The organism is Bacillus halotolerans (genome assembly GCF_004006435.1).
GTDB lineage: Bacteria > Bacillota > Bacilli > Bacillales > Bacillaceae > Bacillus > Bacillus halotolerans.
The window spans coordinates 143,708-156,584 of the sequence record NZ_CP029364.1 but is presented as its reverse complement, the minus strand read 5'-3'; the positions used below and the strand labels follow the sequence as shown (position 1 = coordinate 156,584).

General features: G+C 45.9%; 1 protein-coding gene. It reads left to right on the top strand.

The window, feature by feature from the left end:
* The first annotated feature begins 15 nt into the window (after positions 1–15).
* A complete protein-coding gene (locus tag DIC78_RS00710) occupies positions 16–12,813 on the top strand; it encodes an SDR family NAD(P)-dependent oxidoreductase (RefSeq protein WP_127695174.1) in 12,798 nt (4,265 codons plus the stop codon).
* Positions 12,814–12,877: the final 64 nt, after the last annotated feature.

Below are 12,877 nucleotides of genomic sequence, written 5' to 3'. Positions count from 1 at the left end.
GAGAGGAGTGGGAACATGATAACTGAACAGCTGCGCATCTCATTAAATAATCCTATCATGTGCAATCACAAGGTATATGGACAAGCGTTATTACCCGGCCTTGCTTATATAGATCTGATTTATCAAGTATTCCAAGAACATGGTTACGCTTATCAAGAGCTAGAACTGAAAAATCTGACCATTTTTTATCCTTTAATCGCGGAAGCATCGTATGACATTGCCCTGACAATCCAAGTGTCTGAAAGCAAAAAAGGGACATGGTCCATCTTAATTGAAGGGCAAAAACAGCATGGAGAGTCGTTATCAGGTCATAGACGATATGCTTCGGCCGAGATGCATCATAAAGCACCAGCTGCTTTCACGGAAAAGATCGACCTTCATCAATGGAAAAAAGCGGCCGGCCGAATTCTGAATTTGGACGACATTTATGATCAATGCCGCCGTCAAGAATTAGTGCATACAGGCATGATGAAAGCAGAAGGACAGGTATATGAAACAAAAGAGGCCGCTTTGATTGATGTATCTGTCGGACAAGAAGCATTGCTTCATTCTGAGGCTTTTATGTTTCATCCGACGCTCATCGACGGCAGCGGTTTAGGGTCAAGCGGCTTGCTCTCAAGTGTAAATAAAAACGAACAGACTGTGTATCTGCCTTTGTTTTTCGAATCCTTTACAGCTTCGGAGCCATTACAAAAAGAATGTGCGGCGCGCATTCAGGCTTCCTCCGTGCGCCAGAAAAACGAGCTTACTTATATGACCATTGAATATTTTAATTCTTCTGGACAAAAAATAGCTGAACTTAAAAACTTCGCAAGCAAGTCTGTCCGGGATGCGAAGGCCTTTCAGCCTGAAAAAGAAATCGATCAGCTCCAGGAAGAGAGAGTGGTAAAAGAAACTTCTGTCTCTCATGACGCTGGCCGGAAATACAATGCGTTTGAAAGGTTACTGCGTCAGTTGCTGGCTGAACAGCTTGAAAAACCGGCAGAACAAATGGATATTCACGCCGGGTACTATGAGCTTGGGTTAGATTCGCCATCCTTGCTTGAAATTGTTCAGGCGATAGGATCTCATGTTGGAGAAGATCTCTCTCCCACTTTGCTGTTTGAATATACAACGATTGCAGAATTATCAGCGCATTTGGCTGAAAACTATTTGTTTGGAGAGGCGGACGATGCTGTCCGCCAGCCTCCTGCATCACTGCCGGAGTCTTTAGATGCTCCTTCTTCCCCGCCAAAAAAAGCGGAGGACATTGCGATCATTGGGATGGCAGGCCGTTATCCTAAGGCGAAAAACATACAAGAATTTTGGGAAAATCTTAAGGCTGGAACAGACTGCATCAGTGAAATTCCGAAATCACGGTGGGAATGGAAGGAATTCGATGAACTGACAACACCTTCTGGAAAGCCCTTTTCAAAATGGGGCGGGTTCATTGAGGATGCCGATTGCTTTGATCCGCAATTCTTCAGAATTTCTCCCAGAGAAGCAGAAACCATGGATCCTCAAGAACGCTTGTTTTTAGAGACATGCTGGGAAGCCATTGAAGATGCAGGTTATACGCCTGAGACAATTGCTGCACAGCGAGGCGCCAATAAAAGACGGCATGTCGGCGTCTTTGCCGGTGTCATGCATAAGGACTATTCCCTTATAGGTGCTGAAGCTTTATCCGAACAAAATCCCTTTCCTTTGTCACTGAACTATGCGCAAATCGCCAATAGAGTGTCTTACTACTGTAATTTCCATGGGCCAAGCATGGCAGTGGACACGGTCTGCTCATCCTCTTTGACTGCCATTCACTTGGCGATAGAAAGCATCCGGAATGGGGAATGTGAGGCTGCGATAGCAGGGGGTGTCAACTTATCTCTGCATCCGGCTAAATATATCAGCTATGGCAGTGTGGGGATGCACTCGAGCGACGGCTATTGTCATACATTCGGCGAAGGCGGTGACGGATACGTTTCTGGAGAAGGGGTTGGAACGGTATTATTAAAGCCTCTGCAAAAAGCTGAACAGGATGGTGACCGGATCTATGCCGTCATCAAAGGAAGTGCCATTAATCATGTAGGCAAAGTCAGCGGCATTACGGTTCCGAGCCCTATAGCGCAAGCCGATGTTATAGAAACCTGCTTAGAAAAAACAGGAATCGATCCGCGTACGGTCGGCTATGTGGAAGCGCATGGCACCGGCACCTCATTAGGAGACCCAATTGAAATTCAAGGATTGGTGAAGGCTTTCAGCCGAAATACGCAGGATCAGCAATTTTGTTCGATCGGTTCTGTGAAATCAAATATTGGCCATGCTGAATCTGCAGCCGGCATCAGCGGGTTAACGAAGACCGTTCTGCAGCTGTATTATAAAACGCTGGTCCCATCCCTACACTCAGAAGAGCTGAATCCTTATTTGGAGCTGGATCAATCACCGTTTTTTGTTCAGCGCGAAGCAAAGAAATGGGAGCAGCCGGCATTGACAGAAAACGGAATGGAGATTAAGTATCCCCGCCGTGCCGGTGTAAGTTCGTTTGGAGCGTCAGGGTCCAATGCGCATATCATTTTGGAAGAATACATCCCGGCAGAGAACGACTCAGCCTCTGTTTCTGTGAAATATGAAGAGGCAATTATCCCCTTGTCGGCGAGAAATATAGACAGGCTGCAAGCATACGCCGGCAAACTCATTGAGTTTCTTCACGAGGACATTAATCTTTTTGAGCTTGCTTATACACTGCAGGCAGGACGGGTAGAAATGGAGGAGCGGGCAGCCTTCATCGTAAAAGACATAAAGGATCTAATTCATCAACTTCAAGCATTTGTAAAAGGTGAAGAAGCCGATCGCTGCTGGACCGGACAGGCCAAAGAGGGCCAAGGGTTTACCGGGGCAAAAGCGGGAGATTTAAAGAACATCGCGGAATCATGGGTTCAAGGAAAACAGGTCAACTGGAATGAACTCTACGGCGCTCGCAAGCCGCTTAAAATAAGTGTTCCAACCTACCCGTTTGCAAAAGAACGCTACTGGATACCGGCACCTGAGACGAAAATCAGCGGCAGAACAACGAATTCTGCATTACATCCGCTGCTGCATAGGAATACGTCAGACTTTTCTGAGCAGCGCTTTAGCTCTAGCTTCACAGGTAAGGAATTTTTTCTATCAGATCATGTTGTGCAGGGACAGAAAATCCTGCCGGGTGTTGCCTATTTAGAAATGGCAAGGGAAGCAGCGGAAAAAGCAGCGGGTGATCTGGAAGATGGACAAAGAATTGTGTCGCTCAGAGACATCGTCTGGATTCGTCCTATCGCGATTGAAAGTGAACCAAAAGAGATACATATTGGCCTTTATCCTGAGGATAGCGGAGAGATCAGCTATGAGATTTACAGCAAAGATGAAAACCAGATGATACACAGCCAAGGGACTGCAATCCTAGGGGCTGAACCGGACATTCCTGTTTTAGATATTAAAGCGCTGCAGGCGGAATGCAGTCTGGATACAGTGACGTCAGAGCAATGCTATGCGGCGTTTCGGAAGATAGGGCTTGACTATGGAGAGGGCTATCAAGGGATTAAAAAAGTGCTTATCGGACACGAACAATTGCTTGCAAAAATCTCCTTGCCCGCTTTTTTGGAAGACGGTAAGAAGCAATTCATGCTCCATCCGAGTTTGATGGATGCCGCTTTCCATGCATCGATTGGTTTTATCGTTAGCTCAGTCAATACGGATGCTCAAGTCCATAAGCTGTCTCTGCCGTTTGCAATGCAGGAACTTAACATTCTTGCCCCTTGCCCTTCTGAAATGTGGTCTTATATTAGATTCAGTTCAGACAGTAAGGCAGAGGACAAAATCAGAAAGTATGATATTGATCTATGCGATGAAGACGGGAATGTCTGTGTGCAAATGAAGGGTGCTTCCATTAGAGCGCTGGAAGGAGAACCTCAATCTCCGGAAGCAATAGCAGCGGGATCTTCATCGATAGGACATACGATGATGGTTCCTGTCTGGGAACCAGTGTCTCCAAATGCGGAGAGCGGTGTCTTTGCTGCCGGTGGACAAGCCGTTTTATTAGGGGGTACTGAGCACGAACAGAAGTTAATGAAACAATACTATCCTCAGGCTGTGGTTTTGGATATCCAGCCGGCAGATCACATGGAAACGATAACGAACAAGCTGCAAGCGTGCGGCAGCATTGACCATGTACTGTGGATTGCCCCGCTACACTCAGAGCAGATGTTTATTGAAGAACAGGAAGAAAACGTTCTTCACGTATTTAAGCTTGTGAAAGCACTTCTTCAATTAGGCTATGGCGGGGAAAAGCTGGAATGGTCAATTATCACCGTCCAAGCGCAGCCGATTACTCAGCATGAAGCTGTCAATCCTGCTCATGCTAGCATTCATGGACTCATTGGCACAATGGCTAAGGAATATCCGCATTGGAATATCCGGCTGATTGACCTTGAAGAAGGCTGCACTTGGCCGATCAAACAGATGTTTACACTCCCTGCAGACCGTCTTGGGCACGCGTGGGCCTATCGGAATCACCAATGGCATCAGCAGCAATTGATTCCCTATCAGCAATCCCCGTCAAATGATACGTTATATCGAACCGGCGGAGTGTATGTGGTTATTGGAGGAGCTGGGTACATCGGAGAGGCGTGGAGTGAGTATATGATCCGCCGCTATCAGGCGCAGATCGTTTGGATTGGACGCAGTCAAATCAATGATGCCATCCAGGCAAAATTAAACCGTCTCTCGGCACTTGGACCTGCGCCTTACTATATTGCAGCCGATGCTGCGGATATGCATTCATTGCAGCAGGCTTATGAACAAGTGAAAAAACGCCATCCTCATATTCATGGGATCGTTCATTCTGCAATGGTTTTATTTGAACAAAGCCTGGAAAATATGACGCTCGAAGAATTCAGAGCTGGATTGGCGGCAAAGGTGGATGTAAGTGTTCATATGGCCCAAGTATTTCAGCAGGAGGATTTGGATTTTGTTCTATTTTTCTCTTCGCTTGTGTCCCATATCAAAAATGTGAAGCAAAGCCATTATGCCTCAGGCTGTGCATTCGCAGATGCATTTGCTTACCGGCTGTCCCAAAGCTGGAGTTGTCCCGTTAACGTCATGAATTGGGGATATTGGGGGAACAGTGAAGCGGCCGAAGATGAAAATTATGTGCAGCTCATGAATCAAATTGGCTTAGGCTTAATTGAACCTGAGGAAGGGATGGAAGCGTTAGAAGCCCTGCTTTCAGGGCCTGTCAGCCAAACGGCTTTCATTCATACGACTAAACCTGTTGCAGTCGAAGGCGTGAATCAGAAGGAATTCATCACCCTTTACCCGCAGCAGCCTTCGATAGACGCCGAAAGCCTGAAGAGACGCCTGCCGGAAACACGGAAAATAAAAAGAGTAACACATGAGGAGCTGGACGCTCTCCTTTACAGACTTCTGTTAGCGCAGCTGCAGACGGCCGGGCTGTTTGATGGTCATACATTATCGGTTGAACGTCTTCAAGGAAACAACAATACTCGTGAGTTTTATGAAAAGTGGCTCCGGCAAAGCAGCGAATTCCTTCTGCAGCAAGACTACCTTAAAAAAGATGGAGATTCTTTGGTGAGGAAGGACAAGGCAGCGGATATAGACATGCTTTGGAATGAATGGGATGCAAAAAAAGCAGAATGGCTCCAAGACAGCAACACAAAAGCGATGGTTGTATTAGCTGAGGCCATGCTGAAAGCATTACCGGATATCCTGACAGGGAAGGTGCCTGCGACAGATATCATGTTCCCTCATTCGTCAATGGAATTGGTGGAAGGTATTTACAAGCATAACCAAGTTGCAGACTACTTCAATACAGTGCTCGCTGATACGTTAACAGCTTACGTAGATGAACGGCTGAAACAGGACCCTAAAACCTCCATTCGCATTATGGAGATAGGCGCAGGTACTGGCGGCACGAGTGCCGGAATCTTTCAAAAACTGAAAACCTATCAAAATCATATAGGAGAATATTGTTATACAGATCTTTCAAAGGCGTTTTTGCTGCATGCAGAAAAAGAGTATGGGGCGGAAAATCCTTACCTGACATATCAGCTATTTGACGTAGAAAAACCAATCGATCAGCAGGAAATCGAGGCAGGCGGCTATGACGTTGTAATTGCCGCTAATGTTCTTCACGCGACAAAAAATATTCGCCAAACGCTGCGGCATGCAAAAGCTGTGATGAAGCACAACGGATTGCTGTTACTAAATGAAATGGCGGGAAACAGCTTGTTTCCACACATCACCTTCGGACTGTTGGAAGGCTGGTGGCTGTATGAAGATCCTGCGCTGCGAATTCCCGGCTGTCCTGGTCTATATCCAAACAAATGGAAAGAGGCCTTAGAAAGCGAAGGTTTTGAATCCGTGTTCTTCCCGGCAGAAGCAGCACATGACCTCAGTCACCAGATCATAGCAGCCTCAAGCAACGGAGTGGTGCGCCGTATGGCTATGGAAATGGTGCCTCCTGCAGAAAAGGATTTTTCTTCAGCGAGGAAGGAGCCAGCATCTGTCCAAAACGTAGCTTCAGAGATAGGCGGATCATCAAATGATGCCGTCTTGATAGAAAAAAGCACCGAGTATATGAAAAAACTAATCGGACAAACATTGAAAATCCCTGCAAGTAAAATTGATTCATCTGAACAGCTTGAAAAGTACGGCATCGATTCTATTGTCGTTGTTCAGCTCACGAATACATTACGTAAGGAACTGGACCATGTGAGCAGCACTTTATTTTTTGAGTATCAGACAATAGACGCGTTAGTGGAACACTTAATCAAAACGAAAAAAGAAGCACTTATGAGACTGACAGGCCTTGACCGTCAAGTGCAAAATGACAAGCCGGTAGCAATCAATAACAAATCTTCACAGGAGGCTGGGCAGGCGCCTGATACAACCCGGCGCTATCGTAAGCTTGGCCGCAGCCGCGAGAAAGAAGCACCATCACTGGCACAAGCACCGGTCAGCCGTGATGTTGCCATTATCGGCATATCCGGGCGTTATCCTCAGGCGGAGACAGCAGAAGAATTTTGGAACAATCTAAAAGAAGGAAGAAATTGTATAGAGGAAATCCCGAAAGACCGCTGGGATTGGAAAGCATATTACGATAAAGAAAAAGGAAAAGAAGGCTCGATTTATACAAAATGGGGCGGATTTATCAAAGGTATGGATACTTTTGATCCTTTATTCTTTCAAATTTCTCCGCTAGAAGCAGAAAGAATGGACCCTCAGGAGCGATTATTCCTGCAAACCGCCTATGCGAGTATTGAAGATGCGGGATACACGCCAGACACGCTCTGCTCAAGCAGAAAAGTCGGCGTCTTTGCCGGAGTAATGAACAAAAATTATCCTACTGGCTACGGCTATTGGTCCATTGCCAACAGGGTATCCTACTTGCTGAATTTCCAAGGCCCGAGCCTTGCTATTGACACAGCATGTTCGTCTTCTCTGACAGCGATCCATTTGGCGTTAGAAAGCATTTACAGCGGATCAAGTGAGTGCGCCATTGCCGGAGGCGTCAATTTAGTTGTCGACCCTGTTCACTATCAGAACTTATCTGTCATGAACATGCTCTCTGAAACTGACAAATGTAAATCATTCGGTGATGACGCAGATGGGTTTGTTGACGGAGAAGGAGTGGGTGCCGTCATTTTAAAGCCTTTGCAAAAAGCAATAGAAGACGGTGACCATATATATGGGGTGATAAAGGCCAGCTCCATTAACAGCGGAGGCAAAACCAACGGATATACGGTTCCAAATCCGAATGCCCAAGCCAAGCTGATTAAAGAAGCCATTCAGCATGCCAATATCCCAGCCAGAACGATCAGTTATCTGGAGGCACACGGAACAGGCACTGCATTAGGAGATCCGATTGAGATTGCTGGATTAACAAAAGCGTTTGAGGAAGATACACAAGAAAGACAGTTCTGCGCGATCGGCTCCAGCAAATCCAATATTGGTCATTGTGAAAGTGCAGCCGGCATCGCTGGTTTGACAAAAATACTGTTTCAGTTTAGATACGGTCAAATCGCACCATCATTGCATGCTGAGCGTTTGAATCCAAATATTGAATTCAGTCAAACTCCGTTTATCGTTCAGCAAAAGCTTGGTGAATGGAAGCGGCCGATCATTGACGGTCGGGAAGTGCCAAGACGCGCCGGATTAAGCAGTTTTGGCGCCGGAGGGTCAAATGCCCATCTGATCTTAGAAGAATATATTCCGAAAACCGGGGCGCAAACACCCCAACATCCTCCTGCTCTGATCGTGCTGTCAGCGAAAAACAGTGAACGGCTTCAAGAAAGAGCGGAGCAGCTGCTCACTGCCGTTCGCGAAAAAAGGTACAGTGAATCAGATCTGGTCCGGATTGCCTTTACGCTGCAAACAGGCCGTGAAGCAATGGAGGAAAGGCTTGGCTTTATTGCCGAATCAATAGAAGATCTAGAGAGCAAGCTGCTAGATTTTATAGAAATGAAAGCAGAGGATCTGTATCTGGATCGTATTGACGATAATAAACAAGCATTAGCGCTCTTATCAGCTGATGAAGATACGGAGAAGATGATAGACGCCTGGATGAGCAAAGGGAAATTTACGAAATTACTGGATCTTTGGGTGAAGGGCTTGTCTTTTGACTGGACAAAGCTGTACGGAGCTCATAAGCCGATCCGAATCAGCCTGCCGACATATCCATTTGCGAAGGAACATTACTGGGCATCAGGTGTTGAAAAGAGAACAACGTCCTTTGAAAACAATATAGAACACCAAGAGCAAGAAGACTTCGAGGTGATGACCTTTAAAGAAGTATGGAAAGAACAGCAGGTGTCTCTCACATCGAAAAGCTTCACAACTCTCGTCTGTTTTCTGACTGACAGAGACAAGCAACAAGCATTTGCTTCAGCTGTGAAAAGCTTTGATCCAGAGACCCAGGTCATATTTGTTTCTCAAGGCGCAACGTACGGCAAACAGTCTCAATACTCTTATCAAATTGTACGGAAGGATCCCGGCACTTTTGAGAAAGCCTTCCGTAGGATTCAGGAAGAACATGGAGAACCGGATGCAATCCTCTATTTATGGGCGACGGAGGATTCAAGCTGTAGTCAAGATTATTCCTGTGCAGTCTATTTATTGCAAGCTATGGCGGCCGCGAAGATTCAACCTGCCCGTGTGTTATTGGCTGGATGTTTTGAAAATGGTCTTGACCGAAGTTATCTGGAATCATGGATAGGATTTGAACGTTCACTCGGGCTAGTCCTTCCGAATACGAAAGTGACAGGAATCTTTCAGGATGCTGATCAAATTCCAAAAGAATCAATGGATGATTGGACAAGTAAGATCTGGACGGAATTACAGGCTTCAACCGAACAAACCGTCTTGTATCAGAATGAGAAACGTTATGTATGTCAGATTGAACAGACAACGTTACAGCCAGGCAACAGCAAATTGAAGTCCGGGGGAACTTACCTGATTACAGGCGGGTTAGGAGGGCTCGGTTATTTATTCGCCAAGCATTTGGCTAAAAACTATGCCGCGAACATCATTCTGACAGGACGAACGCCTATCAACAAAGAAAAACAAAAGCAGCTAAAAGCATTGAGGGAGTTAGGCGGCGAAGCCATGTATGCAGAGGCGGATGTGTGTGATCCGATCGCAATGGGAGACTGCGTGAAACGCGGAAAAGACCGGTACGGCACCATCAATGGTGTCATTCATGCCGCCGGTATCGAGAGCGGGTCCTCTATTTTTGAAAAAGAGATGGATAGCTTCAAGCGCATTATTGAACCGAAAATCAATGGAACGATCGCGCTTGACGAGTGGTTTAAAAAAGAAACCCTGGATTTTATCTGTTACTTCTCTTCGTCTTCTGCTATTTTAGGAGACTTTGGTTTTTGTGATTATGCGGTAGGGAATCGGTTCCAAATGGCTTATGCACATTACAGAAACAAGCTTCATCACGGCAATACATTTGTTATCAACTGGCCTGTTTGGAAGGACGGCGGGATGACAATCGGGAATGCCAAAACTACCGAGATGTACCTGAAGTCAAGCGGTCAGCGCTTCTTAGAAGCGGAAGAAGGCATACGTATGTTTGAACACATTTTGTCTCAACAGGATGCGCAGCATCTTATCATAGCCGGTCAGCCAAGCCGGGTCCGCCGCTTTTTAGGAATGACTGAACGTGCCGTTCCAGAACCGGACATGATAGCCCCGCCTGCACAAGAAACATCGGGCGGGATGAAGAACCTAAGCGTTGAAAAACGTTTGGAAATGGACTTGAAAACGCATATTCACACCTTGCTTAAGATCTCAAAAGACAAGCTAGACTTGAATAAGAACTGGGCCGACTTTGGATTTGATTCCATCTACTTGGCTAAATTCTCGAACGTGTTAACTGACTATTACAAAGTCGAGATAACGCCTGCTTTATTTTTTGGCTATTCGACTTTAAAAGAATTGATCCGCTTCTTTTTAACGGATCATAAAGGCCTGATCGAAGAATTTTACCGGGATGATGCATCTGATACTCAGAATCAGGCAGAAGCTGAAGTGCCGGTTTCTGCAGCACTCGAAACACAAAACAGCCATAGAAGCGGCCGGCAGCTTTACACAGAGCCTATCGCCATTATCGGAATGAGCGGCAGGTTTCCTCAAGCTGATTCGGTTCATGAATTGTGGGACAATCTGAAAAACGGAAAAAAATGCATTTCAGAAATTCCCAAAGACCGCTGGGACTGGCGTGAAGTCAAAGGACATCCAGAGAAAGCAGAAGTGCCGAGATGGGGCGCATTTTTGAAAGACATAGACCGATTTGATCCGCTGTTTTTCCACATATCGCCTAAAGAAGCTGAAAGTATGGACCCGCGCCAGCGATTGTTTCTTGAAGAAGCATGGCATACATTTGAGGACGCAGGATATATGGGAAACCGGATTAAAGGAAAGTCCTGCGGCGTTTATGTGGGTGTGGAAGAAGGAGAATATGCCCACTTAACCGGTAAGACGGATTACATTACCGGCACTCAAAACGCCACATTGGCTGCGCGAATTGCATATGCATTAGATTTAAAAGGACCTAATATGGCGTTGACGGCAGCATGTTCCTCAGGACTTGTAGCCATTCATCAGGCTTGCGCAGCCTTGCGTCAGGGAGACTGTGAAATGGCTTTAGCCGGCGGCGTCAGTCTGAATATTTCTCAAATGTCTTATGAGGCGCTGACAAAGGCGGAAATGCTTTCTCCAGATGGACAATGCAAAGTGTTTGACCAGGATGCCAATGGGCTTGTGCCTGGTGAAGCGGTAGCAGCTGTTCTGCTGAAACCATTATCAAAGGCAATTGAAGATCAAGATCACATTTATGGATGTATAAAAGCAAGCGGCGTGAATTATGACGGCAAAACCAATGGAATGACAGCTCCCAATCCTTTTAGCCAGGCGGAATTAATAGAAAGCATTTATGAAAAATATCAGATCAATCCGCTGGATATTCAATATGTGATGGCGCACAGCACTGGATCAAATCTGGGAGATCCGCTTGAAGTACAGGCATTGACGGGTGCGTTCAGCAAATATACGAAACAGAAGCAATTCTGCACCATCGGCTCGATTAAATCATTAATCGGACACACATTTGCAGCTTCCGGTGTGGTTGCTTTGATCAGTATGCTGATGGCTATGAAAAATCAAACAATTCCGGCTACCCATGAATGTGAATCGAGCAATCCCTATATTCAGTTTGCAGAAAGCCCTTTTGTGCTTCACAAAGAGAACCAGCCATGGATCAGAAAAAATCATAATCCGAGGATGGGGACAATCAGCACAACGGGCATCAGCGGGACGAATGCGCATGCAGTAATTGAAGAATACATTCCGGATGAGCAGGCATCCGCGCATCAAGAGCCAACCGAATGTCCGCAAGTTATCGTGCTTTCTGCTCAAAATGAGGATCGGCTTCACGATGCTGTTCTGCAAATGCTTGAGTATGCAGAGCAGATTGACAGCCTTTCATTACCTGATGTTGCGTATACACTCCAGGTTGGAAGAAAAGCAATGGAAGCAAGACTGGCGATCGTAGTGAATAATCAGGAACAACTGGTGCGAAAATTGAAGGAATTTGCAGAAGCAGTGAAGAATGGTGAATCATTCGGCCAATTTACATCCTTTTATACAGGGAATGTGGAAGACATTTCAGAAGAACGAGATGAGACATCTCTGAAAACGGTCGTCATAGAAAAAGATTTTAAAAAGATAGCAGATTGGTGGACGAAAGGTAATCATATTTCTTGGGAACTGCTCCATGAAGACAATAATGTCCGTATCGTTCCGTTACCTGGCTATCCATTTGCAAAGGAACGCTATTGGATCTCATCAGATAAGAATATTAGGCCATCGTCACAAGTCGCCCAAAGTGAGACTGACGAGTCCAATGAAGAGAAACACATTCAAGACATCATCGTACAATTTCTGGAACGAGAGCTGAGCCTGTCACGGCATCAAATCAGTTTCAAAAGAAACGTTCAAGAATACGGGATGGATTCAATTCTTGGCCGAAAGCTGATGCGTCATTTAGAAAAGACCATTCAGATCAAGCTGACCGGCCGGGAGCTTCTTGAATTCCAGACAATCCAAGCGCTTTCTGCTTATGTGGCCTTAAAAGCTGAAGGAAAAAACCGAAGCGCGGAGGCTCTGCCGCAAAATCAAACCAACAGCCTGTACAGTGACGAGCAAATCATCGGTTTGATGCAAGAGGTGGCGCAAGGGAATTTGGATTTTAAGAGTGTGCAAAACATCATAGAAGGGAGTTAATCGTATGAACCATAAAGAAATTCTCGATGCCTACAGATCAGGAGAATTAACGATTACTGAGGTA